The sequence below is a fragment of the Streptomyces sp. NPDC001137 genome, assembly GCF_040298885.1.
Taxonomy (GTDB): Bacteria; Actinomycetota; Actinomycetes; order Streptomycetales; family Streptomycetaceae; genus Streptomyces.
In genome coordinates this window covers 510142-534336 of record NZ_JBEPBA010000001.1, presented here as the reverse complement: position 1 = coordinate 534336, position 24195 = coordinate 510142, and the positions used below count along the sequence as shown (strand labels likewise).

Here is a 24195-nt window from a genome sequence, read left to right as displayed (position 1 = left end):
GCACCGGTGCTGACGATTCACACGGCGGACGAGGTCCGCACCGGCCGGGACGTCGAAGCGATCGAGGACGGAGCCGTGGCGGTCGAGGGGAACCGGATCGCCGCGGTGGGTCCGCTTGCTCAGGTGCGGGAGCGGTTTCCGCAGGCGCGGGTGCGGAGTTGGCCGGGCGTCCTGGAACCCGGGCGGCTCCACGAGGGCCCGCTTCCCGATGCGCCGAGCCCGCGCGAACGCATCCACGCCGTGCTGAAGTCGGGCGCCGTGGCGATCCTCGCGCAGCACGCCGACTCGCCGGAACTGCGGGCGGCGGCCGACCGGAACGACGTCCTCGTACTGTCCGGTGCGGTGCCTTCGGCCCTGGTCGAGTCCGGCCGGGCCGACCTCGCCGTGTTCGACGAAACCGGCGCGTGCCTCGCGACGGTGTGCGCGGGGCGCCTCGTGCACCGGCGCCGTTAGCCCGCAAAGTGTTCGTCGTGGTGTGCGGATGGGTGGAGGACGTCGCTGCGAAGAAGAAGCCCAGGGTCCTCCCCTGAGCGGGAGCCGCGGGCCGGGCTGCAAGAATGGCGGCGTGACCCGCGCTTCCCTGAACAAGCAGCCGCACGAAGTCGCCTCGATGTTCGACGACGTGGCGGAACGGTACGACCTGACGAACGACGTGCTGTCGCTCGGCCAGGACCGGGTGTGGCGCAAGGAGGTGGCCCGGGCGGTCGACGCCCGGCCCGCGCAGAAGATCCTGGACCTGGCCGCCGGCACGGCCACGTCCTCGCTGCCCTTCGCCCGTGCGGGCGCGTACGTCGTCCCCTGCGACTTCTCCCTCGGCATGCTCCAGGTGGGCAAGAAGAAGCACCCCTGGCTGCCGCTGACCGCGGGCGACGCGACGAAGCTGCCGTTCAAGGACGACACCTTCGACGCCGTCACGATCTCCTTCGGGCTGCGCAACGTGCAGGACTTCGACGCCGCCCTGCGCGAGATGTACCGGGTGACCAGGCCCGGCGGCCGCGTGGTGATCTGCGAGTTCTCGCACCCGACCTGGGCGCCCTTCCGCACGGTCTACACCGAGTACCTGATGCGCGCCCTGCCGCCGGTGGCCCGCGCGGTCTCCTCGAACCCGGAGGCCTACGTCTACCTCGCCGAGTCCATCCGCGCCTGGCCCGACCAGCCCGCGCTGGCCGAGCACCTGCAAAAGGCCGGCTGGTCGAAGGTGGCGTGGCGCAACCTCACGGGCGGGGTCGTGGCCCTGCACCGCGGTTTCAAGGCCTGACGTTCAGGCGGAGCTGACGACGTACGGGTCGCCCGGCTCGTCCAGCTCGCGTTGCAGCCCGCCGGTGGGGGGCCTCGGGATGCGCGGCTCGCGCACGCCTCCGCCGCCCTCTCCCTCGCCGAAGTCGAACCAGACGTAGATCACGGAGTCCCGCGGCACCTCCGCATTGGGCTGCGGATACTGCCGTACGACGTACTCGACCACGGTCTGGTGGAAGTCGGGCCGGTCCGGCGCATTCAGGAAGAGGCCGGTCGCCTCCGCCGTCCTGCGCGCGTCCATGGCCATCAGTCCGACCAGCCGTGGTACGCGTACCTCGGGCGTTTTGGGTGTTATTCGCACAGATGTCACCCCCAGCGGTACTGGAAGGGTAACCGCACGGGGGCGCCGACCGGAAGCGTCAAGTATCTTTCTGTAGCAGTCGGTTACTGTGCGTCACGAGCTGTGGAGCCGGAGCCGGAAGCAGAGGGCGTCCTCCTGGAACCGGGGGTGCGGGAAGCTCTCCGCCGGCTCCATGCCCAGCCGCCTGGTGACCGCGATGGACCGCTCGTTCCCGGGCCTGACCATTGCCACCACGCTCGGCACGCCCGCCGCTCTGAGCCGTTCCAGGGTCATCTGCGCGGCCGCGGTGGCATATCCCTTGCCCCAGAAGTCCCGCCCGAGCCGCCAGCCGATCTCGATCTCGCCCTTGGGGCCCCAGTCCTGCGGCCACGGCTGGGCGCCGGTGAAGCCCATGACCTGACCGGACTCGTCGACCATGGTCCACAGGCAGAAGCCGAGTTCCGCGTCGTGTCTGCGCTGCCGGGCGGTGAGTTCCTCGTAGACGGAGAGGTCGGCGGATTTCCCGCCGTGGAACTCCATGACGTCCGGGTCGTCGAAGACGCGGTGCCAGGCAACCGCGTCCTCGTCGGTGGGGACGCGCAGCCGTACTACGGGGAGAGCTCGGTTCACGAGGGCAGCCCTTCAGCCTGGTGATCAATTCTGCTGAATAGACTGCCTGTGTCCAGTGCCGCTCGGCACAGAGATTTATCGAACTTGGGGAGATCCCGCCGTGACCGTCGTGACCGAGCCCCACTCCGAGCCCTCCCCCGAGCCCTTCTCCGAGAACACCGCCGATGTGATCGTCGTGGGCGCGGGCCCGGCCGGCTCCACCACGGCATACCACCTCGCCAAGTCCGGCCTCGACGTACTGCTGCTGGAGAAGACCGAGTTCCCGCGCGAGAAGGTCTGCGGCGACGGCCTGACTCCGCGCGCGGTCAAGCAGCTCGTGGCGATGGGCATCGACGTCTCCGAGGAGGCCGGCTGGCTGCGCAACAAGGGCCTGCGCATCATCGGCGGCGGCGTCCGCCTCCAGCTGGACTGGCCGGATCTCGCCTCCTTCCCGGACTACGGCCTCGTCCGCAAGCGCGACGACTTCGACGAGCAGCTCGCCCGCAACGCCCAGAAGGCGGGCGCCCGGCTCTTCGAACGCTGCAACGTCGGCGCCCCGATCATCGACGACCGCACCGGCCGTATCACCGGCGTGCACGCCAAGCTGGGCGAGGAGAAGCGCGAAGTCACCTTCCATGCCCCGCTCGTGGTCGCCGCCGACGGCAACTCGACGCGCCTGTCGCTGGCGATGGGCCTGCACCGCCGTGAGGACCGCCCGATGGGCGTCGCGGTCCGTACGTACTTCGAGTCGCCCCGCCACGACGACGACTACTTGGAGTCCTGGCTGGAACTCTGGGACCGCAGGGGCCCCCAGGACCGCCTGCTCCCCGGCTACGGCTGGATCTTCGGCATGGGCGACGGCACGTCCAACGTCGGCCTGGGCGTCCTGAACACCTCCGACTCCTTCAAGGAGCTCGACTGGCGCGAGGTCCTGAAGGCCTGGTGCGCCTCCATGCCGGAGGACTGGGGCTACACCCCGGACAACATGACCGGCCCGATCCGCGGCGCGGCCCTCCCGATGGCCTTCAACCGCCAGCCCCACTACACCAAGGGCCTGCTGCTGGTCGGCGACGCCGGCGGCCTGGTGAACCCCTTCAACGGCGAGGGAATCGCTTACGCCATGGAGTCCGGCCAGATCGCCGCCGACGTCATCGTCCAGGCCCACGCCCGCCCGACGCCCGCGAGCCGCGAACTCGCCCTGCAGCGCTACCCGCGTGTCCTCAAGGACACCTACGGCGGCTACTACACGCTGGGCCGCGCCTTCGTGAAGCTCATCGGCAACCCGAAGGTCATGAAGATCGCGGCCCAGCGCGGTCTGACCCACCCCATGCTGATGAAGTTCACCCTGAAGCTGCTGGCGAACCTGACGGACCCGACCGGCGGCGACGCGATGGACCGCATCATCAACGGACTGAGCAGGGTGGCCCCGAAGGCGTGACCAGCTGCTGAGAGCCTCCACGGTGGCGGCTCGGCGTGCGAACACCTCGTCGCGCCGGGCCGCCATTTGCCTGAGGGCGTCCTGCCGCTCCCGCTCGGAGAGCCTGTCCAGGCAGACCTGGCCGTTGCAGTGGTAGTGGTCGGCGCGTATGCCGGGCAGCGCCCGAAACACCCCGAGCCCTCGATGCTGAGGGGCTCGCCGTCCTTGTCCCACCCGCGCACCACCGCCCGGTCCGGGAGCTGTGGGGCCCAGCTGAAGGACGGCCCCCCAACGACGCCGGTGAGACGGCCCTCACGGACGAGGACCGTCTCGGCTCGCTCATGGACCCGGCGGTGACGGACCTGGGCGGCCCGAACGAAGGCACCGAACTTCTTCCTCGCCGGCGACTACGTCCACACCGACATCGACCTGGCGACGACGGAAGGCGCCGACGAGTCCGCGCGACGGGCCCTCAACGCCCTCCTGGACGCGGACAATTCGGACGCCGAACCGTGTGAGATCCGGGAGCCGTACCGGCCGCCGGAAACGGAACCCCTGAAGCGGGTCGACGGCGAAAGGACGGAGGGGCCGCTGCCCCCGAGCGGCTGCGGCCCTTCCGTGCGTCCGTGCAGCACGGGTTGTGCTGCGGAGGGGGGCGTCAGAGCACCCGCACCGCGCCGGTCGGCGGGTCGTAGGAGAGCGGCCTCTCGACCACACCGGTGGACGGGTTCTGCGCGCCGACGAACATGCCGTCGCCGACGTACACCGCCACGTGGTACGCGCTGCCCGCGCTGCCCCAGTACAGGATGTCGCCCGGCTGCAGGTTGCTCAGCGAGACCTGGGTGCCGGCGGTCGACTGGTCCTGCGAGACCCGCGGCAGGCTGATGCCGATCTGCTTGAAAGCGGTCTGCACCAGACCCGAGCAGTCGTAAGCGGACGAACCAGTCGCACCGGACACATAGGCCTTACCGACCTGAGCCTTGACGAAGTTGACGATCGCGGCGGCCGAACCGGTGGCCGTGGACGTCGAAGTGCTCGTCGTGGCGGAGAGCGTGGTCCGCTCCGCGCTGCGGGAGGCGGCCCGCTCGGCAGCGGCCTTGCGGGCGGCCTCGGCCTTCTTCTTGGCCTCGGCCTTCTTCTTCGCCTCCGCGAGGTCCGCCTTGGCCTGCTTCGCGGCCTTTGCGGCGGCCGCGTCACGCTCGGCCTGCAGCTCGTAGTTCGCGGCTGCCTGCTGCGTGGCGTCCGCGGACTGGGCGACCTGAGTGGCCAGATCGGCCGTCAGGGTGGGCAGTTGCAGGGTCTGCGTGGTCTCGGCGGCGCTCGCCGAGGCCGACGCGCCCGCGGCAGCCATGCTGAGGACGCCACCGGCAACTCCGGCGCGCACCGCGAGACTCGTCGTCGCGCTGCGGCGGGGCTTCCGGTGGCTGCGTATGTGAGCGGTGTGGGACATGAGAACAACGGGTATCAGGGGCTCCTCCATACCTTCAAGAAACGTGTGGTGCGCCACAGTTGTTCAGCCGTCGGCCCGAATTCCGGGCGGCTCGCTCTTTATTGACGCCGTAACGGACATTGCGGACGCGTCCCATCAGGCCTGTGATCACGGCGTTTCATGATTACGCCCGAATTGCCCCGCGCCTACCATTGGTTGGCGCAGGTGGCCAAGCCCCGTTCTCAGGCGCCTCTCATGGTGTGGCGGAGGTCACGCAACGGTCACGGCAATGTGCGCGTCTCGCGCGAAGATCACGACCAGATTGCGCCCGGGTCACGACAGGGCTCCCGCTCGTGAATGCGTGCACGCGTCCACACCGCACCGCACACCTCCCTCTGATGTGTGAACGGGGCGCATTATCAGGACATCTCGTCCAAGACCAATTTGCATGCAAGGGAAGTCTCTTGATATTGAGACGCCCCTCCCGAGCTGCGCGGACGAGCGAAAATGTCACCTCTGGTGATCACTTGGACGCTTCGCGTACGAAGATCACCGCTCATCCGACTTCATGATCCTTCATCAGGTGGTGGAGATCACAAAGGTTGTGTAATACCCCGTGTCGCAGATCACAGAGCGGCGGGCATAAGATGCGAGGCAGTTGGGCTTGTGACCTGCTTCACATGTTCTCGATCTTCGCCGGGACGCGCGGGGTTGGAGAGACGTATGAGGTCGGTGTGAGTCCGATGCCATCGCCAGCAGTCAGTGCCGACTGAGAGGAGCGAGGAGCGGTGAACGCGTATGCGCCCATCCTCGTACTGGGAGCCCTCGGGGCAGGCTTTGCGATCTTCTCCGTGGTCATGGCCACGCTGATCGGTCCGAAGCGGTACAACCGGGCCAAGCTCGAGGCCTACGAGTGCGGAATCGAGCCGACCCCCACGCCGGCCGGCGGCGGGCGCTTCCCCATCAAGTACTACCTGACGGCGATGCTCTTCATCGTCTTCGACATCGAGATCGTCTTCCTCTACCCCTGGGCCGTCACCTTCGACGCCCTGGGGATTTTCGGGCTCGTGGAGATGCTGCTCTTCGTGCTCACCGTCTTCGTCGCGTACGCGTACGTATGGCGGCGCGGCGGCCTGGAATGGGACTGAGGGGCCTTAACACATGGGACTCGAAGAAAAGCTGCCGAGCGGATTCCTGCTGACCACCGTCGAGCAGGCCGCGGGCTGGGTGCGCAAGGCGTCCGTCTTCCCGGCCACGTTCGGCCTCGCCTGCTGTGCCATCGAGATGATGACCACCGGCGCCGGCCGCTACGACCTGGCGCGCTTCGGCATGGAGGTCTTCCGCGGTTCGCCCCGCCAGGCGGACCTGATGATCGTGGCCGGCCGCGTGAGCCAGAAGATGGCGCCGGTGCTGCGCCAGGTCTACGACCAGATGCCGAACCCCAAGTGGGTGATCTCCATGGGGGTCTGCGCCTCCTCGGGCGGCATGTTCAACAACTACGCGATCGTCCAGGGCGTCGACCACATCGTGCCGGTCGACATCTATCTGCCCGGCTGCCCGCCACGGCCCGAGATGCTGATGGACGCCATCCTCAAGCTGCACCAGAAGATCCAGTCCTCCAAGCTCGGCGTGAACGCCGAGGAAGCGGCCCGCGAGGCGGAGGAAGCGGCGCTCAAGGCCCTGCCCACGATCGAGATGAAGGGGCTTTTGCGGTGAGCGACGCGAACGGCACCAACGGGGTCAACCCGGAGAAGGATCTCGGCGCCTCCAACCTCCCGGGCATGCGCGGCGAGGGCGGTGAGGAGATCCGCGTCCAGCGCGGCATGTTCGGCGCCAACAACGGCGGCGACACCTCCGGCTACGGAGGCCTGGTCCGCTCGGTCCGTCTCCCGGGACCGGCGGCCCGCCCCTACGGCGGATGGTTCGACGAGGTCGCCGACGAACTGGAAGGCGCCCTGGAGGAGCAAGGCCTCCTCCCGGACAACGCGATCGAGAAGACGGTCGTCGACCGCGGCGAACTCACCTTCCACATCGAACGCGAGCACCTGCTGCGCGTCGCCCGCACCCTGCGCGACGACCCGGCCCTGCGCTTCGAGCTCTGTACCGGCGTCAGCGGGGTCCACTACCCGCACGACAAGGGCCGCGAGCTGCACGCCGTCTACCACCTGCGGTCGATCACCCACAACCGGCTGATCCGCCTCGAAGTCAGCGCCCCGGACGCCGACCCGAAGATCCCGTCGCTGGTGTCGGTGTACCCGACGAACGACTGGCACGAGCGCGAGACCTATGACTTCTTCGGGATCGTCTTCGACGGTCACCCGGCCCTGACGCGGATCATGATGCCGGACGACTGGCAGGGCCATCCGCAGCGCAAGGACTACCCCCTCGGCGGCATCCCCGTCGAGTACAAGGGCGCCCAGATCCCGGCTCCGGACCAGCGGAGGTCGTACTCGTGAGCACTTCGCAAGCCTCTCCTCGCGAGACCACTGAAGGCACCGTATATACGGTCACCGGTGGCGACTGGGACGAGGTCGTCCAGTCGGCGGCCCGCGCCGACGACGAGCGCATCGTCGTCAACATGGGGCCCCAGCACCCCTCCACCCATGGAGTGCTCCGTCTGATCCTGGAGATCGAGGGCGAGACGGTCACCGAGGCCCGCTGCGGCATCGGCTACCTGCACACCGGCATCGAGAAGAACCTCGAGTTCCGCACTTGGACGCAGGGCACCACGTTCGTGACGCGCATGGACTACCTGACGTCCTTCTTCAACGAGACCGCCTACTGCCTCGCCGTCGAGAAGCTCCTCGGCATCGAGGACCAGATCACCGAGCGGGCCAAGATCATCCGGGTGCTCCTGATGGAGCTGAACCGGCTCTCCTCGCACCTGGTGTGCATCGCCACCGGCGGTATGGAACTGGGCGCCACCACGATCATGATCTACGGATTCCGTGATCGTGAAATGATTCTCGACATCTACGAGCTCATCACGGGCCTCAGGATGAACCACGCGTACATCCGCCCCGGTGGACTCGCGCAGGACCTGCCGCCCGGCGCGGTGGACCACATCCGCGAGTTCGTGAAGAAGATGAAGAAGAACCTCCCGGAGTACGACAAGCTCGCCACCGGGAACCCCATCTTCAAGGCCCGTATGCAGGACGTCGGCTACCTCGACCTGGCCGGCTGCATGGCCCTCGGCGCCACCGGCCCGATCCTGCGCTCCACCGGCCTCCCGCACGACCTGCGCAAGACGCAGCCGTACTGCGACTACGAGACGTACGACTTCGACGTCCCGACCGCCGACACCTGCGACTCCTACGGGCGCTTCCTGATCCGCCTGGAGGAGATGCGCCAGTCGCTCAGGATCGTCGAGCAGTGCCTGGACCGGCTGCAGCCCGGACCGGTCATGGTCGCCGACAAGAAGATCGCCTGGCCCGCCCAGCTCGCCCTGGGACCGGACGGGCTCGGCAACTCCCTCGACCACATCAAGAAGATCATGGGCACCTCCATGGAGGCCCTGATCCACCACTTCAAGCTGGTCACCGAGGGCTTCCGCGTCCCGCCGGGACAGGCGTACGCGGCCGTCGAGTCGCCCAAGGGCGAACTCGGGGTGCACGCCGTGTCCGACGGAGGCACCCGCCCCTTCCGGGTCCACTTCCGTGACCCGTCCTTCACCAACCTGCAGGCCATGGCGGCGATGTGCGAGGGCGGCCAGGTCGCCGACGTCATCGTCGCCGTCGCGTCCATCGACCCCGTGATGGGAGGCGTCGACCGGTGACCACCAGTTCTTCGGAGCGGGGCGTCAGCCTGGGCATGCCCGAACTGCCCGCGCCCGCCTACCCGGACGACGTCCGGGCCCGGCTCGAGGCGGACGCGCGCGAGGTGATCGCCCGCTACCCCGACTCCCGGTCCGCGCTCCTGCCGTTGCTGCATCTCGTGCAGTCGGAGGAGGGCCATGTCACGCGCACCGGGATGCAGTTCTGCGCGGACGTGCTGAACCTGACCACGGCCGAGGTCACCGCCGTCGCCACCTTCTACACGATGTACCGGCGCAAGCCGAGCGGTGACTACCAGGTGGGCGTCTGCACCAACACCCTGTGTGCGGTGATGGGCGGTGACGCGATCTTCGAGGAGCTCCAGGAGCACCTCGGCGTCGGCAACGGTGAGACCACCGACGACGGCAAGGTCACCCTGGAGCACATCGAGTGCAACGCGGCCTGCGACTTCGCGCCGGTGGTGATGGTCAACTGGGAGTTCTTCGACAACCAGACCCCGGCCAGCGCCAAGCGCCTCGTCGACGACCTGCGCGCGGGACGGGACGTCGAGCCCACGCGCGGGGCGCGCCTGTGCACCTTCAAGGACACCGCGCGGATTCTGGCCGGCTTCCCCGACGAGCGGCCAGGGGCCGTCGAGGAGAGCGGCAGTGCGGGACCGGCGTCGCTGGTGGGCCTTCGCCTGGCAAGGGGAGAGGCCGCACCCGCGCGCGTGGTCCATCCGCGGGACGGCGGCCCGCACGAGGACGAGCCGCAGGACAGCGCAGTGCACGAGCCGTCGCCGACCGAGCACCTCAGCTCACACGATGCGCCACAGGACACGTCGGCCTCCGACCCGGCCCACCCGGCAGGGCCTGCCGCCGAGGAGGGGGAGTGATGACCTTGGCACCCGAACTCAGGAACAACAGTCCCGAGAAGCTGCTCGCACCCGTGCTGTCGGCCTTCTGGGACGAGGACCGGTCCTGGACTCTGGACGTCTACCGAAGGCACGAGGGATACGAGGGGCTCCGCAAGGCGCTCGCGATGTCCCCGGACGACCTGATCGCGTACGTCAAGGACTCCGGGCTGCGCGGCCGCGGCGGCGCGGGATTCCCCACGGGAATGAAATGGCAGTTCATTCCCCAGGGAGATGGAAAGCCGCACTATCTAGTTGTCAACGCCGACGAATCGGAGCCGGGAACCTGCAAGGACATCCCGCTCCTCTTCGCGAACCCGCACAGCCTCATCGAGGGCATTGTCATCGCGTGTTATGCCATCAGGTCTTCGCATGCCTTCATCTATCTGCGTGGTGAAGTCGTCCCCGTTCTGCGGCGGTTGCACGAGGCCGTGCGCGAGGCCTACGAGGCCGGCTACCTCGGCGAGAACATCCTGGGCAGCGGGCTGAACCTCCAGCTCACCGTGCACGCCGGCGCCGGCGCGTACATCTGCGGTGAGGAGACCGCACTGCTCGACTCGCTCGAAGGCCGCCGGGGTCAACCGCGGCTCCGTCCCCCCTTCCCCGCTGTGGCGGGCCTCTATGCGTGCCCGACTGTTGTGAACAACGTCGAGTCGATCGCGTCGGTTCCCGCGATTCTGCACCGGGGCAAAGAATGGTTCCGGTCGATGGGCAGCGAGAAGTCCCCCGGCTTCACGCTCTACTCGCTCAGCGGCCATGTCGCCAGCCCCGGCCAGTACGAGGCCCCGCTCGGCATCACGCTCCGCCAGCTGCTCGAGATGAGCGGCGGCATGCGGCCGGGCCACCGCCTCAAGTTCTGGACGCCGGGCGGCTCTTCGACGCCGATGTTCACCGACGAGCACCTCGACGTACCCCTCGACTACGAGGGAGTGGGCGCCGCCGGTTCCATGCTCGGCACCAAGGCCCTGCAGTGCTTCGACGAGACGACCTGCGTGGTACGCGCCGTCACCCGCTGGACCGAGTTCTACGCCCACGAGTCCTGCGGCAAGTGCACACCGTGCCGTGAAGGGACGTACTGGCTCGTGCAGTTGCTGCGCGACATCGAGGCCGGCAAGGGCGTGATGTCCGACCTCGACAAGCTGAACGACATCGCCGACAACATCAACGGCAAGTCGTTCTGCGCCCTCGGCGACGGCGCCGCCTCGCCGATCTTCTCCTCGCTGAAGTACTTCCGCGAGGAGTACGAGCAGCACATCACGGGCCGCGGCTGCCCCTTCGACCCGGCCAAGTCGACGGCCTGGGCCGACTCCCGCACGGAGGTGAACGCATGACCGTGACCACCAACGCTCCCTCCGGCGGGGGAGAGGCGGCGGTCCCGCCGGAGGATCTCGTCTCGCTGACGATCGACGGCGCCGAGATCAGCGTGCCCAAGGGCACCCTGGTCATCCGGGCCGCCGAGCAGCTCGGCATCGAGATCCCCCGGTTCTGCGACCACCCCCTCCTCGACCCGGCCGGTGCCTGCCGCCAGTGCATCGTCGAGGTCGAGGGCCAGCGCAAGCCGATGGCGTCCTGCACCATCACGTGCACGGACGGCATGGTGGTGAAGACCCACCTCACCTCGCCGGTCGCCGAGAAGGCCCAGCACGGTGTGATGGAGCTCCTCCTCATCAACCACCCGCTGGACTGCCCGGTCTGCGACAAGGGCGGCGAGTGCCCCCTGCAGAACCAGGCGATGTCCCACGGGCAGGCCGAGTCCCGCTTCGAGGGCAAGAAGCGCACGTACGAGAAGCCCGTGCCGATCTCCACGCAGGTGCTGCTCGACCGTGAGCGGTGCGTGCTGTGCGCCCGGTGCACCCGCTTCTCCAACCAGATCGCGGGCGACCCGATGATCGAGCTGGTCGAGCGGGGCGCGCTGCAGCAGGTCGGCACCGGTGAGGGCGACCCCTTCGAGTCGTACTTCTCCGGCAACACCATCCAGATCTGCCCGGTCGGCGCGCTCACCTCGGCGGCCTACCGCTTCCGCTCCCGCCCCTTCGACCTGGTGTCCTCGCCGAGCGTGTGCGAGCACTGCTCCGGCGGCTGCGCCACCCGCACCGACCACCGGCGCGGCAAGGTCATGCGGCGGCTCGCCGCCAACGACCCCGAGGTCAACGAGGAGTGGATCTGCGACAAGGGGCGCTTCGGGTTCCGTTACGCACAGCAGCGGGACCGGCTCCAGACACCCCTCGTACGGAACGCGGAGGGCGACCTCGAACCGGCCTCCTGGCCGGAGGCGCTGCAGATCGCGGCGCAGGGACTGCTCGCCTCCCGCGGCAGGACCGGCGTCCTGACCGGCGGCCGCCTCACCGTCGAGGACGCCTACGCGTACAGCAAGTTCGCGCGCGTGGCCCTCGACACGAACGACATCGACTTCCGCGCGCGCGTGCACGGCAGCGAGGAAGCCGACTTCCTCGCCGCGAAGATCGCCGGACGCGGACGTGATCTCGACGGTACGGGCGTCACGTACACCTCTCTGGAGAAGGCGCCCGCCGTTCTGCTGGTCGGGTTCGAGGCCGAGGAGGAGGCGCCCGGCGTCTTCCTGCGGCTGCGCAAGGCCTGGCGCAGGCACGGCCAGCAGGTGTTCTCGCTCGCCACGCACGCCACGCGCGGTCTGGAGAAGGCCGGGGGCACGCTGCTGCCGGCCGCCCCGGGTACCGAGACCGAGTGGCTGGACGCACTCGCGAGCGGGGTCGGGCTGGAGGACGACGGGGCCAGGGCGGCCGAGGCGCTGCGCGCCGAGGGCGCGGTGATCGTCGTCGGCGAGCGGCTGGCCGCCGTGGCGGGCGGACTGACCGCAGCCGTACGGGCCGCCTCCGCGACCGGTGCCCGGCTGGTGTGGATCCCGCGGCGGGCCGGTGAGCGCGGTGCCCTGGAGGCGGGCGCGCTGCCGTCGTTGCTGCCGGGCGGCCGCCCGGCCACCGATCCACGCGCCCGTGAGGAGGTCGCCGCGGCCTGGGGCCTCGCCGAACTTCCGCACCGCTACGGCCGCGACACCAGCCAGATCGTCGAGGCCGCGGCCACCGGCGAGCTGCAGGCACTGCTGGTCGCGGGTGTCGAGGTCGCCGACCTGCCGGACCCGGCACGCGCGCGTGAAGCGCTGCAGGAGGCCGGCTTCGTGGTGTCCCTGGAGCTGCGCCCCAGTGAGGTCACCGAACGCGCCGATGTCGTCCTTCCCGTCGCCGCGGTCGCCGAGAAGGCCGGGACCTTCCTCAACTGGGAAGGCCGGGTGCGGTTCTTCGAGGCCGCGATCAAGCCGGACCAGATGACCCGCCGCCCCGCGCCCACCGACGCGCGCGTGCTGCAGATGCTGGCCGACGCCATGGATGTCCACCTGGGTCTGCCGGATCTGCGCACCGTACGCGCGGAGATCGACCGGCTCGGTCCGTGGGACGGCCCCCGGGCCACGGAACCCCTGGAGACCGCCGCCCAGTTGCCGCGGCCCGCCGCCGGGGAAGCCGTACTGGCCGGCCATCGGCTCCTGCTCGACCAGGGGCTCCTCCAGGAGGGCGACGAAGCGCTCGCCGGAACCCGGCACGCCGCCCACGCGCGCGTGTCGGCCGCGACCGCCGCCGAGGCGGGCGTCAAGGACGGCGACACCCTCGCGGTGACCGGTCCCTCCGGAGTGGTCGAACTGCCGCTGCGGATCGCTGAGATGCCCGACCGGGTGGTCTGGCTCCCGCTGAACTCCGCAGGCGGGGGCGTCGCCTCCGACACCGGGGCGCTGCCCGGCGCTCTCGTCCGTATCGGCCCGGCGACGCTCGTCGGCGCGGCCCCCGAGGAGGTGGAGGCATGAGCCCGTACCTCGCCGCTGAAGACCTCTCGATGTTCGGCCGCGACCCCTGGTGGCTGGTCGTCATCAAGGCGGTCTTCTGCTTCGCCTTCCTGATGGTGACCGTGCTGTTCTCCATCGTCTGGGAGCGCAAGGTCGTCGCCTGGATGCAGCTGCGCATCGGCCCGAACCGGCACGGCCCCTGGGGCATGCTCCAGTCGCTCGCCGACGGCATCAAGCTGATGCTGAAGGAAGACGTCATCGTCAAACGCGCGGACAAGGTCGTCTACGTCCTCGCGCCGATCATCGCGGCCATCCCGGCCTTCATGGCGATCGCGGTGATCCCCTTCGGCCCGGCCGGCAACGAGATCTCGATCTTCGGCCACCGTACGGCGATGCAGCTGACCGACCTGCCGATCGCGATGCTGTACATCCTCGCGGTCGCCTCGGTCGGCATCTACGGCATCGTGCTGGCGGGCTGGAGTTCCGGATCCACCTATCCGCTCCTCGGCGGTCTGCGCTCCTGCGCACAGATGATCTCGTACGAGATCGCCATGGGCGCCGCCTTCGCCTCCGTGTTCCTCTACTCGGGGTCGATGTCGACGTCGACGATCGTCGAGCAGCAGCACGACCGCTGGTACATCGTCCTGCTGCCGGTCTCCTTCATCCTCTACATCGTCACGATGGTGGGCGAGACCAACCGCGCGCCCTTCGACATGCCGGAGTCCGAGGGCGACCTGGTCGGCGGCTTCAACACCGAGTACTCGTCGATCAAGTTCGCGATGTTCATGCTCGCCGAGTACGTCAACATGGTGACGGTCTCGGCCGTGTCGACCACCCTCTTCCTCGGTGGCTGGCGCGCCCCCTGGCCGATCAGCACCTTCTGGGAGGGCGCCAACCACGGCTGGTGGCCGCTGCTCTGGTTCGTGATCAAGGTGCAGCTGCTGCTGTTCCTCTTCATCTGGCTGCGCGGCACGCTCCCACGGGTCCGCTACGACCAGCTGATGAAGCTCGGCTGGAAGGTCCTCATCCCGGTCTCCGTGGTCTGGCTGATGCTGGTCGCGACCGTCCGGGCTCTCAGGAACGAGAACTACGACTTCGCCGACATCGCCCTCTACATCGGCGGCGGCGTCCTCGCCCTGCTGCTTCTGTCCTTCGTCGCCGACATCTTCCGCGACAAGGCCGGGAAGGCCGAGCAGCCTGCCGAACAGGCCGCCGGATTCGACCCGATGGCGGGCGGGTTCCCCGTACCGCCGCTGCCGGGACAGGAGTTGCCGCCGGTGCCGAGGCGCAGTCCGCGCCGCGAGCGAGAGCTGATTGTCAGTGGTGGGTCGGATACTGCCAGTGACGGATCTTCGGATGGAAAGGAGGCGTCCGATGGCTGAGGAGCCCAAGGAGACCAAGCCCGGTTTCATGAACCCCGTCGCAGGCTTCGGCGTGACCTTCAAGGCCATGTTCAAGAAGCGGCTGACCGAGCAGTACCCGGAGCAGCAGAAGACCACCGCCCCCCGGTTCCACGGACGGCACCAGCTCAACCGCCATCCGGACGGCCTGGAGAAGTGCGTGGGCTGCGAGCTGTGCGCCTGGGCCTGCCCCGCCGACGCCATCTATGTGGAGGGCGCCGACAACACGGACGAGGAGCGCTACTCGCCGGGCGAGCGGTACGGGCGCGTGTACCAGATCAACTACGCCCGCTGCATCCTGTGCGGCCTGTGCATCGAGGCGTGTCCCACGCGGGCGCTCACGATGACCAACGAGTTCGAACTGGCGGACAGCAGCCGCGCCAACCTCATCTACACCAAGGAGCAGCTGCTCGCCGGCCTCGAAGAGGGCATGGTCGACACCCCGCACGCCATCTACCCGGGGATGGACGAGCAGGACTACTACCGGGGGCTCGTCACCGAGGCCGCGCCCGGCACCGAGCGCCAGGCGGCCCACTCCAAGGGCGAGGTCGTCCAGGAGGCCGCCTCGACCTTCGGCGAGGAAGAGCCCGCCTCGGAGAAGGTGATCGGCCGATGAGCGCGCAACTCGCCGCCTACTCCACCTCCACCGGAGAGGCCTTCCAGTTCTGGGTCCTCGGCACCGTCGCCGTGATCGGCGCCCTGGCCACCGTCTTCATGAAGAGGGCCGTGCACAGTGCGCTGTCGCTGGCAGGCACCATGATCATCCTGGCGGTCTTCTACCTCGCCAACGGCGCCTACTTCCTGGGCATCGTGCAGATCGTCGTCTACACGGGCGCAATCATGATGCTGTTCCTCTTCGTGGTGATGCTCGTCGGCGTGACGGCCGCGGACTCCCTGAAGGAGACCATCAAGGGCCAGCGCTGGCTGGCCCTTCTGTGCGGGCTCGGCTTCGGCATCCTGCTGCTCGCCGGGATCGGCAACGCCTCCCTCAAGGACTTCAACGGCCTGGGCGAGGCGAACGCGAACGGCAATGTGGAGGGCCTCGCGGCCCTCATCTTCACCAAGTACGTCTTCGCCTTCGAAATCACCGGCGCCCTGCTGATCACGGCCGCCGTGGGCGCCATGGTGCTCACGCACCGCGAGCGCACGGAGCGCGCCAAGACCCAGCGCGAGCTGTCCGAACAGCGCGTCCGGGAAGGCAAGTACGTACCGCCGCTGCCGGCGCCCGGCGTGTACGCCCGGCACAACGCGGTGGACATCGCGGGCCTGCTGCCCGACGGCACCCCGTCCGAGCTCACGGTCAGCAAGACGCTGCGTGAACGCGGCCAGATCCGTGACGTCTCGGCGGAGGCGCTCAACGACCTGCGGGCGCTGGAGCAGCGCGCGGAGGAGCGCCTGGAGCGGACCGCGATCGATCCGGCGAACCTCAAGCGGGCCGAGGAGGCGTCGAAGTGAACCCAGTCAACTACCTGTATCTCGCCGCCCTGTTGTTCACGATCGGCGCCACCGGCGTACTGATCAGGCGCAACGCGATCGTCGTGTTCATGTGCATCGAGCTCATGCTCAACGCCTGCAACCTCGCGTTCGTCACCTTCTCCCGGATGCACGGCAATCTCGACGGCCAGATCATCGCCTTCTTCACGATGGTCGTCGCCGCCGCGGAGGTCGTGGTCGGGCTCGCGATCATCGTGTCCCTGTTCCGTTCCCGCCACTCGGCCTCGGTCGACGACGCCAGCCTGATGAAGCTCTGAGGGGTCGCTGAATCGTGGAGAACCTGATTGCGCTGCTGGTGGCGGCGCCACTGCTCGGAGCGGCCGTACTGCTGTGCGGCGGCCGGCGGCTCGACGCCGTCGGCCACTGGATCGGCACGGTCCTCGCCGGCGCCTCCTTCGTCATCGGCGTCGTCCTCTTCGCCGACCTGCTCGGCAAGAACGCCGAACACCGGACCCTGATCCAGCACCTGTACACCTGGGTCCCGGTCGAGAGCTTCCAGGCGGACGTCACCTTCCGCCTCGACCAGCTGTCGATGACGTTCGTCCTGCTGATCACCGGCGTCGGCTCGCTGATCCACCTGTACTCGGTCGGATACATGGAGCACGACGAGCGCCGCCGCCGCTTCTTCGGCTATCTGAACCTGTTCCTCGCGGCGATGCTGCTGCTCGTCCTCGCCGACAACTACCTGCTGCTGTACGTCGGCTGGGAGGGTGTCGGCCTCGCCTCCTACCTGCTGATCGGCTTCTGGCAGCACAAGCCCAGCGCGGCGACGGCGGCGAAGAAGGCCTTCTTGGTCAACCGCGTCGGCGACATGGGCCTGTCCATCGCGATCATGCTGATGTTCACGACGTTCGGGACCTTCGCCTTCGGACCGGTCTTCGACAGCGTCGGTGACACGTCGGAGGGCAAGCTCACCGCGATCGCCCTGATGCTGCTGCTCGCCGCCTGCGGCAAGTCCGCCCAGGTGCCGCTGCAGTCCTGGCTCGGGGACGCGATGGAGGGCCCGACCCCGGTCTCGGCCCTCATCCACGCCGCGACCATGGTGACCGCGGGTGTGTACCTCATCGTCCGCTCCGGAGCGATCTTCAACGGCGCGCCCGACGCACAGCTGGCGGTCACCGTGGTCGGTGCCGTCACGCTCCTGTTCGGTGCGATCGTCGGTTGCGCGAAGGACGACATCAAGAAGGCGCTGGCCGGCTCGACCATGTCGCAGATCGGCTACATGGTGCTGGCGGCGGGCCTCGGCCCCATCGGCTACGTCTTCGCGATCATGCACCTGGTGACGCACGGCTTCTTCAAGGCCGGGCTCTTCCTCGGCGCCGGTTCGGTCATGCACGGTATGAACGACGAGGTCGACATGCGGAATTACGGCGGCCTGCGCAAGTACATGCCGGTCACCTTCATCACCTTCGGCCTCGGCTACCTCGCGATCATCGGTTTCCCGGGTCTGTCCGGCTTCTTCTCCAAGGACAAGATCATCGAGGCGGCCTTCGCGAAGGGCGGCACCGAGGGCTGGATCCTCGGCGGCGCGGCCCTGCTGGGCGCGGCCATCACCGCCTTCTACATGACGCGCGTGATGCTGATGACGTTCTTCGGCGAGGAGCGCTGGCGCAACCAGCCCACCCGCTCCCCTCAGGCGCCCAGCGCGGAGCCTGCTGCCGAGCATCACGGCGAGCACGCCGAACCGCATCCGCACGAGTCCCCGAAGGTCATGACGATCCCCATGATCGTGCTGGCCGTCGGCTCGGTCTTCGGCGGCGCGTTCTTCAGCATCGGCGACCGCTTCCTGCACTGGCTTGAGCCGGTCACCGGTCACAGCGAGGGCGACTCCCCGCTGAGCGCGGCGGCGGTCACCGGCGGGACGATGGTCTGCCTGATCATCGGCGTCGGCATCGCGTACGCCATGTACGGCCGCCGCCCGGTCCCGTCCGTCGCCCCCCGCGGATCGCTGCTCACCCGGGCCGCCCGCCGCGATCTGCTGCAGGACGACTTCAACCACGTCGTCCTGGTCCGCGGCGGCGAGCACCTCACGCGCTCCCTGGTGTACGTCGACCACACCCTGGTCGACGGCGTCGTCAACGGCACGGCCGCGTCGGTCGGCGGCCTGTCCGGACGCATGCGCAAGCTGCAGAACGGCTTCGCGCGGTCGTACGCGGTCTCGATGTTCGGCGGTGCGGCGGTCCTCATCGCCGCGACCCTGCTGATGAGGGCGGTCTGATACCGATGTCCTTTCCTCTGCTGACAGCGACAGCGGTGCTCCCGGCGATCGGGGCCATCGCCACGGCCGCCGTGCCGGCCGCGCAGCGCACCGCCGCCAAATGGCTCGCGCTGATCGTCTCGCTCGCCACCCTCGCCCTCGCGATCACCGTCCTGGTCCGCTTCGACCCGGACGGCGGCCGTTACCAGCTCACCGAGTCCCACGCCTGGATCAAGGACTTCGGGGTCAGGTATGAGCTGGGTGTCGACGGCATCGCGGTGGCGCTGATCGCGCTGACCGCGCTGCTGATCCCGTTCATCGTCCTCGCGGGCTGGCACGACGCCGACCCGCTGGAGACAGGCAGCAAGCGGTGGCGGCCGACGCAGGGCTTCTTCGCCCTGATCCTCGGCGTCGAGGCGATGGTGATCATCTCCTTCGAGGCCACCGACGTCTTCCTCTTCTACATCTTCTTCGAAGCCATGCTGATCCCGATGTACTTCCTCATCGGCGGCTTCGGGGACCGTGCCCACGAGCACGGCGAGGAGGCGGCGTCCACGCAACGGTCGTACGCGGCCGTGAAGTTCCTCCTCTACAACCTGGTCGGCGGCCTCATCATGCTGGCCGCGGTGATCGGCCTGTATGTGGTCGCCGGGAACTTCAGCCTCCAGGAGATCGCCCAGGCCCGCGCGAACGGCTCGCTGCACATGGCGACCAGCACCGAACGCTGGCTGTTCCTCGGTTTCTTCTTCGCCTTCGCGGTGAAGGCGCCGCTGTGGCCGCTGCACACCTGGCTGCCCAACGCCATGCAGGAGGCCACCGCCCCGGTCGCCGTCCTCATCACGGCGGTCGTCGACAAGGTGGGCACCTTCGCGATGCTCCGCTTCTGCCTCCAGCTCTTCCCGGAGGCCTCGAAGTGGGCGACGCCCGCCATCCTCGTCCTCGCCCTGATCAGCATCATCTACGGGGCGCTGCTCGCCGTCGGGCAGCGGGACATCAAGCGGCTGGTGGCGTACGCGTCGATCTCGCACTTCGGGTTCATCATCCTGGGCATCTTCGCGATGACCAGCCAGGGCCAGTCCGGAGCGACGCTCTACATGGTCAATCACGGCATCTCCACCGCCGCGCTGATGCTGGTGGCGGGCTTCCTGATCTCGCGGCGCGGCTCGCGGCTCATCGCCGACTACGGCGGTGTGCAGAAGGTCGCCCCCGTCCTCGCCGGCACCTTCCTGGTCGGTGGCCTGGCCACCCTGTCGCTCCCCGGTCTCGCGCCGTTCGTGAGTGAGTTCCTGGTCCTGGTCGGCACGTTCACGCGCTACCCGGCCATCGGGATCATCGCCACCTTCGGCATCGTGCTCGCCGCGCTCTACACCCTCGTCCTCTACCAGCGGACGATGACGGGCCCGGTGAAACAGGAGGTCTCCGCGATGCCGGACCTCAGGGCACGCGAACTCGTGGTCGTCGCCCCCCTGATCGTGTTGCTGATCTTCCTGGGCGTCTATCCGAAGCCGGTCACCGACATCGTCAATCCGGCGGTGAAGTCGACCTTGTCCGACGTACACAAGAAGGACCCCAAGCCTGAGGTGGAGGCGGTGGCCAAGTGAGCGCATCAGCCGTCCACAGCCTGTGGACAACGGCGGCAACCGCGGCCGATCCGATTTCCAAGATCAATGCGCCGAAGATCGAGTACGGGCAGCTGTCGCCCACCTTGATCGTCGTGGGCGCGGCGATCGTCGGGGTACTGATCGAGGCCTTCGTGCCGCGCAAGTCCCGCTACTACGCCCAGGTGTTCGTGTCCGCCGTCGCGCTCTGCGCCGCCTTCGCCGCGGTCGTCGGACTCGCGGCCGACGGGTACGGCACCACCAAGGCGCACATCGCGGCGATGGGCGCGATCGCGGTCGACGGGCCGTCCCTGTTCCTGCAGGGCACGATCCTGCTGGCCGGACTGGTCGGCCTGTTCACCTTCGCCGAGCGGCGCCTGGACCCGGAGGCACACGGCAACCGCGTCGACTCGTTCGCCGCGCAGGCCGCCTCCGTGCCCGGCAGCGACAGCGAGAAGGCGGCCGTGAAGGCCGGGTTCACCACCACTGAGGTGTTCCCGCTGCTGCTCTTCGCGATCGCCGGCATGCTGGTCTTCCCTTCGGCCAACGACCTGCTGACCCTGTTCGTGGCCCTGGAGGTCTTCTCACTGCCGCTGTACCTGCTGTGTGCCCTCGCCCGCCGCAAGCGGCTCATGTCGCAGGAAGCCGCGGTGAAGTACTTCCTGCTCGGCGCGTTCGCCTCCGCGTTCACGCTGTTCGGCATCGCACTGCTCTACGGCTACGCGGGCTCCGTGTCGTACGCGACCATCGCGCATGTCGTCGACGGTTCGGTCACGAACGTCGACCCGGCGCTCGCCGACACGATGGGCAACGACGCCCTGCTGCTCGTCGGCGGCGCGATGATCGTCATGGGGCTGCTGTTCAAGGTCGGTGCCGTCCCGTTCCACATGTGGACCCCGGACGTCTACCAGGGCGCACCGACCCCGGTGACCGGGTTCATGGCAGCGGCGACCAAGGTGGCCGCGTTCGGTGCGCTCCTTCGGCTGCTCTATGTCGTCCTGCCCGGCCTGCGCTGGGACTGGCGGCCGGTCATGTGGGCCGTCGCGATCGTCACCATGCTCGGCGGTGCGATCGTCGCGATCACGCAGACCGACATCAAGCGGCTGCTGGCGTACTCGTCGATCGCACACGCCGGATTCATCCTCGCGGGTGTCATCGCCACATCGAAGGACGGCGTCTCCTCCGTCCTCTTCTACCTGGGCGCGTACTCCTTCGTGACCATCGGCGCCTTCGCGGTCGTGACGCTGGTGCGCGACGCGGGCGGCGAGGCGACGCATCTGTCCAAGTGGGCGGGGCTCGGCAGGCGTTCGCCACTGGTGGCGGCCGTGTTCGCGGTGTTCCTGCTGGCCTTCGCCGGCATTCCGCTGACCTCCGGCTTCGCCGGGAAGTTCGCCGTGTTCAAGGCGGCGGCGGAGGGCGGGGCGGCCCCGCTGGTCGTCGTCGGTGTGATCTCGTCCGCCATCGCGGCCTTCTTCTACATCCGCGTGATCGTGCTGATGTTCTTCAGCGAGCCGCGGCCCGAGGGCCCGACCGTCGCCGTGCCGTCGCCGCTGACCATGGCCGCGATCGGGCTCGGCGTCGTGGTCACGCTGGTGCTCGGTGTGGCACCGCAGTACTTCCTGGACCTGGCGAGCCAGGCAGGAGTGTTCGTGCGCTGACCCGCACGAACCTGCGTTGAGTGGGCGTGGGCCCCGGTTCTCGAACAGGAACCGGGGCCCACACTGCCGTAAGGAGGGGGTACGGGCCTGTGGATAACTCCTGGGCTGTCAGTCCGGGCCCCTATCGTGGAGGCAGTGGTCGAGGGACGACGTACGGGGGACGGAACTATGGGTGGGACGGGCGGGATCAGCGAGATGCCAGGGGTGACAGACAGCGAGGCGCTGGCCACGCTGCACCGGGTCTTCGGCTACGAGGCCTTCCGCGGCGAGCAGGAAGCCGTCATCGAGCATGTGGTGACCGGCGGCGACGCCGTGGTCCTGATGCCGACCGGCGGCGGCAAGTCGCTGTGCTACCAGATCCCCGCCCTGGTCAGACCCGGCACAGGCATCGTGGTCTCGCCGCTCATCGCACTGATGCAGGACCAGGTGGACGCGCTGCGTGCGCTCGGCGTGCGCGCCGGGTTCATGAACTCCACGCAGGACTTCGACGAGCGCAGGGTCGTCGAGGCCGAGTTCCTGGCCGGGGAGCTGGACCTGCTCTACCTCGCGCCGGAGCGGCTGCGCCTCGACTCGACGCTGGACCTCCTCTCCCGCGGCAAGATCGCGGTCTTCGCGATCGACGAGGCGCACTGCGTGTCCCAGTGGGGCCACGACTTCCGCCCCGACTATCTCGCCCTGTCCCTCCTCGGCGAGCGCTGGCCGGACGTCCCACGGATCGCGCTCACGGCCACGGCCACGCACGCCACGCACCAGGAGATCACCCAGCGGCTGCACATGCCGACGGCCCGGCACTTCGTCGCCAGCTTCGACCGGCCCAACATCCAGTACCGGATCGTGCCCAAGGCCGACCCCAAGAAGCAGCTGCTGAGCTTCCTGCGGCAGGAGCATGAAGGGGACGCGGGCATCGTCTACTGCCTGTCCCGCAAGTCGGTGGATTCGACGGCGGAGTTCCTGAGCCGCAACGGCATCGAGGCGGTGCCCTACCACGCAGGTCTGGACGCGGGCACGCGCGCAGCACACCAGTCCCGCTTCCTGCGGGAGGAGGGCCTGGTCGTGGTCGCGACCATCGCCTTCGGCATGGGCATCGACAAGCCGGACGTCCGGTTCGTCGCCCACCTCGACCTGCCGAAGTCGGTCGAGGGCTACTACCAGGAGACGGGACGTGCCGGCCGGGACGGACTGCCCTCGACGGCATGGATGGCATACGGCCTCAACGACGTCATACAGCAGCGCAAGCTGATCCAGTCCGGCGAGGGCGACGAGGCGTTCCGGCGCCGGGCCGCCGCCCACCTCGACTCGATGCTGGCGCTGTGCGAGACCGCCCAGTGCCGGCGCGGCCAGCTGCTCGCCTACTTCGGCCAGGAGCCCGATCCCGCGGGCTGCGGCAACTGCGACACATGCCTGGTCCCGCCGGAGACCTGGGACGGCACGGTCGCCGCCCAGAAGGTCCTGTCGACGGTGGTGCGGCTGCAGCGGGAGCGGGGGCAGAAGTTCGGTGCCGTCCAGATCGTCGACATCCTGCTCGGCAAGCGCACGGCCAAGGTGATCCAGTTCGACCACGACCAGCTGTCCGTGTTCGGTATCGGCGAGGAACTCGACGAGGGCGAGTGGCGGGGCGTCATAAGGCAGTTGCTGGCGCAGGGGCTGCTCGCGGTCGAGGGGGAGTACGGCACGCTGGTGCTGACCGAGGCCAGCGGTTCGGTGCTCCGGCGCGAGCGGGAGGTACCGCTGCGCAAGGAGCCGAAGAAGCCGGCGACCTCGCGCTCGGCCTCGGGCTCCTCCTCCGGCAGGGGTGAGCGGAAGGCCAAGGCCGCGGCGGCCGAGCTGCCCGAGGAACTGCAGCCCGCGTTCGAGGCGCTGCGCGCCTGGCGCGCCGAGCAGGCCCGGGAACAGGGCGTCCCGGCGTATGTCATCTTCCACGACGCCACGCTCCGGGAGATCGCCACCGCTTGGCCGACATCGGTGACGCAGCTCGGCGGCATCAGCGGGGTCGGCGAGAAGAAGCTGGCGACGTACGGGGAAGGGGTGCTGGAGGTGCTGTCCTCACTGAGCGGCGCACCGCACACGGCTCCCGCCGGGGATGCCGATGCGGGGGTCGGTGCGGGCGCCGAGGACGACTGGCCCGAGATGGATGCGGAGCCGGAGCCGGACTGGATATAGGGGTGGGCCGGCGGGTCGGCGCCGGCCTGTGGCGGAGGCGCGGTCACAGGGTGCGGGGCGCCGTCACAGCACCTCACACGGCCCCGGGGAATGCGGGAGCCGGTGCGGGCGCCGAGGACGACTGGCCCGAGATGGATGCGGAGCCGGAGCCGGAGCCGGACTGGATATAAGGGCGGGCCGG

The 24195-nt window shown here is 68.8% G+C and carries 21 protein-coding genes and 1 pseudogene; 18 read left to right on the top strand and 4 right to left on the bottom strand.

Going from position 1 to position 24195, the window contains the following annotated elements; genetic code table 11:
- The first annotated feature begins 6 nt into the window (after positions 1 to 6).
- Together ABT254_RS02520 and ABT254_RS02515 are read left to right on the top strand one after the other, a co-directional pair.
- Positions 7 to 453 (top strand): imidazolonepropionase-like domain-containing protein, encoded by a 447-nt coding sequence (locus ABT254_RS02520; RefSeq protein WP_351462624.1) that lies wholly within the window; start codon positions 7 to 9, stop codon positions 451 to 453.
- 112 nt (positions 454 to 565) lie between these two features.
- Positions 566 to 1258: a demethylmenaquinone methyltransferase gene (locus ABT254_RS02515; RefSeq protein WP_351462622.1), complete on the top strand. Its 693-nt coding sequence runs from the start codon at positions 566 to 568 to the stop codon at positions 1256 to 1258.
- Between the two features lie 3 nt (positions 1259 to 1261).
- On the opposite strand, the gene ABT254_RS02510 is transcribed toward ABT254_RS02515, so the two are convergent.
- Complete coding sequence (locus ABT254_RS02510; RefSeq protein WP_351462620.1) at positions 1262 to 1597, bottom strand: PASTA domain-containing protein; 336 nt, start codon at positions 1595 to 1597, stop codon at positions 1262 to 1264.
- Positions 1598 to 1690: 93 nt separating this feature from the next.
- Entirely contained in the window at positions 1691 to 2206 is a 516-nt protein-coding gene (locus tag ABT254_RS02505) for a GNAT family N-acetyltransferase (RefSeq protein ID WP_351462618.1), read from the bottom strand.
- Positions 2207 to 2306: 100 nt separating this feature from the next.
- On the opposite strand from ABT254_RS02505, the gene ABT254_RS02500 reads away from it, so the two are divergent.
- Complete coding sequence (locus ABT254_RS02500; RefSeq protein WP_099930699.1) at positions 2307 to 3623, top strand: geranylgeranyl reductase family protein; 1317 nt, start codon at positions 2307 to 2309, stop codon at positions 3621 to 3623.
- Positions 3624 to 3629: 6 nt separating this feature from the next.
- On the opposite strand, the pseudogene ABT254_RS02495 reads toward ABT254_RS02500, so the two are convergent.
- Together ABT254_RS02495 and ABT254_RS02490 are read right to left on the bottom strand one after the other, a co-directional pair.
- Positions 3630 to 3859, bottom strand: a pseudogene (locus ABT254_RS02495) (peptide deformylase); the annotation flags it as partial.
- 401 nt (positions 3860 to 4260) lie between these two features.
- Positions 4261 to 5052, bottom strand: a complete 792-nt coding sequence (locus ABT254_RS02490) for a C40 family peptidase (RefSeq protein ID WP_351462616.1) — start codon at positions 5050 to 5052, stop codon at positions 4261 to 4263.
- Between the two features lie 767 nt (positions 5053 to 5819).
- Between ABT254_RS02490 and ABT254_RS02485 the strand changes: the two genes are divergently transcribed.
- The 15 genes from ABT254_RS02485 to recQ all read left to right on the top strand — a co-directional run bounded on the left by ABT254_RS02485 (position 5820) and on the right by recQ (position 24014).
- Positions 5820 to 6179, top strand: coding sequence for an NADH-quinone oxidoreductase subunit A (locus ABT254_RS02485; protein ID WP_003992243.1), 360 nt, complete (start codon positions 5820 to 5822; stop codon positions 6177 to 6179).
- A gap of 13 nt (positions 6180 to 6192) precedes the next feature.
- On the top strand, positions 6193 to 6747 hold the full coding sequence (locus tag ABT254_RS02480) for a NuoB/complex I 20 kDa subunit family protein (protein ID WP_007383964.1): 555 nt from the start codon (positions 6193 to 6195) through the stop codon (positions 6745 to 6747).
- Positions 6744 to 7487 carry an NADH-quinone oxidoreductase subunit C gene (locus ABT254_RS02475; protein WP_351462614.1) on the top strand — a complete coding sequence of 248 codons (744 nt, stop codon included), beginning with the start codon at positions 6744 to 6746 and terminating at the stop codon, positions 7485 to 7487. The genes ABT254_RS02480 and ABT254_RS02475 overlap by 4 nt, the downstream gene beginning before the upstream one ends.
- The gene (locus ABT254_RS02470; RefSeq protein ID WP_351462612.1) at positions 7484 to 8806 is read left to right on the top strand and encodes an NADH-quinone oxidoreductase subunit D; all 1323 of its coding nucleotides are present in this window, start codon (positions 7484 to 7486) and stop codon (positions 8804 to 8806) included. The genes ABT254_RS02475 and ABT254_RS02470 overlap by 4 nt, the downstream gene beginning before the upstream one ends.
- The gene (nuoE, locus tag ABT254_RS02465) at positions 8803 to 9678 is read left to right on the top strand and encodes an NADH-quinone oxidoreductase subunit NuoE (RefSeq protein WP_351462611.1); all 876 of its coding nucleotides are present in this window, start codon (positions 8803 to 8805) and stop codon (positions 9676 to 9678) included. The genes ABT254_RS02470 and nuoE overlap by 4 nt, the downstream gene beginning before the upstream one ends.
- Entirely contained in the window at positions 9675 to 11027 is a 1353-nt protein-coding gene (gene nuoF, locus ABT254_RS02460) for an NADH-quinone oxidoreductase subunit NuoF (protein WP_351462609.1), read from the top strand. Before nuoE ends, nuoF begins: the two co-directional genes overlap by 4 nt.
- Complete coding sequence (locus ABT254_RS02455) at positions 11024 to 13528, top strand: NADH-quinone oxidoreductase subunit G (RefSeq protein ID WP_351462607.1); 2505 nt, start codon at positions 11024 to 11026, stop codon at positions 13526 to 13528. Before nuoF ends, ABT254_RS02455 begins: the two co-directional genes overlap by 4 nt.
- A complete protein-coding gene (nuoH, locus tag ABT254_RS02450; protein ID WP_351462605.1) occupies positions 13525 to 14889 on the top strand; it encodes an NADH-quinone oxidoreductase subunit NuoH in 1365 nt (454 codons plus the stop codon). Before ABT254_RS02455 ends, nuoH begins: the two co-directional genes overlap by 4 nt.
- On the top strand, positions 14882 to 15523 hold the full coding sequence (nuoI, locus tag ABT254_RS02445) for an NADH-quinone oxidoreductase subunit NuoI (protein WP_351462603.1): 642 nt from the start codon (positions 14882 to 14884) through the stop codon (positions 15521 to 15523). The genes nuoH and nuoI overlap by 8 nt, the downstream gene beginning before the upstream one ends.
- Positions 15520 to 16362 (top strand): NADH-quinone oxidoreductase subunit J, encoded by an 843-nt coding sequence (locus ABT254_RS02440; protein WP_351462601.1) that lies wholly within the window; start codon positions 15520 to 15522, stop codon positions 16360 to 16362. Before nuoI ends, ABT254_RS02440 begins: the two co-directional genes overlap by 4 nt.
- Entirely contained in the window at positions 16359 to 16658 is a 300-nt protein-coding gene (gene nuoK / locus ABT254_RS02435) for an NADH-quinone oxidoreductase subunit NuoK (RefSeq protein ID WP_020130147.1), read from the top strand. The genes ABT254_RS02440 and nuoK overlap by 4 nt, the downstream gene beginning before the upstream one ends.
- A 14-nt stretch (positions 16659 to 16672) precedes the next feature.
- On the top strand, positions 16673 to 18619 hold the full coding sequence (gene nuoL, locus ABT254_RS02430; protein ID WP_351462599.1) for an NADH-quinone oxidoreductase subunit L: 1947 nt from the start codon (positions 16673 to 16675) through the stop codon (positions 18617 to 18619).
- Between the two features lie 5 nt (positions 18620 to 18624).
- Entirely contained in the window at positions 18625 to 20199 is a 1575-nt protein-coding gene (locus ABT254_RS02425; protein WP_351462597.1) for an NADH-quinone oxidoreductase subunit M, read from the top strand.
- A complete protein-coding gene (gene nuoN / locus ABT254_RS02420; RefSeq protein WP_351462595.1) occupies positions 20196 to 21854 on the top strand; it encodes an NADH-quinone oxidoreductase subunit NuoN in 1659 nt (552 codons plus the stop codon). The genes ABT254_RS02425 and nuoN overlap by 4 nt, the downstream gene beginning before the upstream one ends.
- Positions 21855 to 22022: 168 nt before the next feature.
- Positions 22023 to 24014, top strand: a complete 1992-nt coding sequence (recQ, locus tag ABT254_RS02415; RefSeq protein WP_351462866.1) for a DNA helicase RecQ — start codon at positions 22023 to 22025, stop codon at positions 24012 to 24014.
- The last annotated feature ends 181 nt before the right edge of the window (positions 24015 to 24195 follow it).

Coding starts and splice junctions, on each gene's coding strand:
- ABT254_RS02440 (WP_351462601.1), top strand. CDS start 15,520: ATGAGCGCGCAACTCGCCGCCTACTCCACCTCCACCGGAGAGGCCTTC.
- ABT254_RS02480 (WP_007383964.1), top strand. CDS start 6,193: ATGGGACTCGAAGAAAAGCTGCCGAGCGGATTCCTGCTGACCACCGTC.
- ABT254_RS02455 (WP_351462607.1), top strand. CDS start 11,024: ATGACCGTGACCACCAACGCTCCCTCCGGCGGGGGAGAGGCGGCGGTC.
- ABT254_RS02425 (WP_351462597.1), top strand. CDS start 18,625: ATGTCCTTTCCTCTGCTGACAGCGACAGCGGTGCTCCCGGCGATCGGG.
- nuoH (WP_351462605.1), top strand. CDS start 13,525: ATGAGCCCGTACCTCGCCGCTGAAGACCTCTCGATGTTCGGCCGCGAC.
- ABT254_RS02490 (WP_351462616.1), bottom strand. CDS start 5,052: ATGTCCCACACCGCTCACATACGCAGCCACCGGAAGCCCCGCCGCAGC.
- recQ (WP_351462866.1), top strand. CDS start 22,023: ATGGGTGGGACGGGCGGGATCAGCGAGATGCCAGGGGTGACAGACAGC.
- nuoI (WP_351462603.1), top strand. CDS start 14,882: ATGGCTGAGGAGCCCAAGGAGACCAAGCCCGGTTTCATGAACCCCGTC.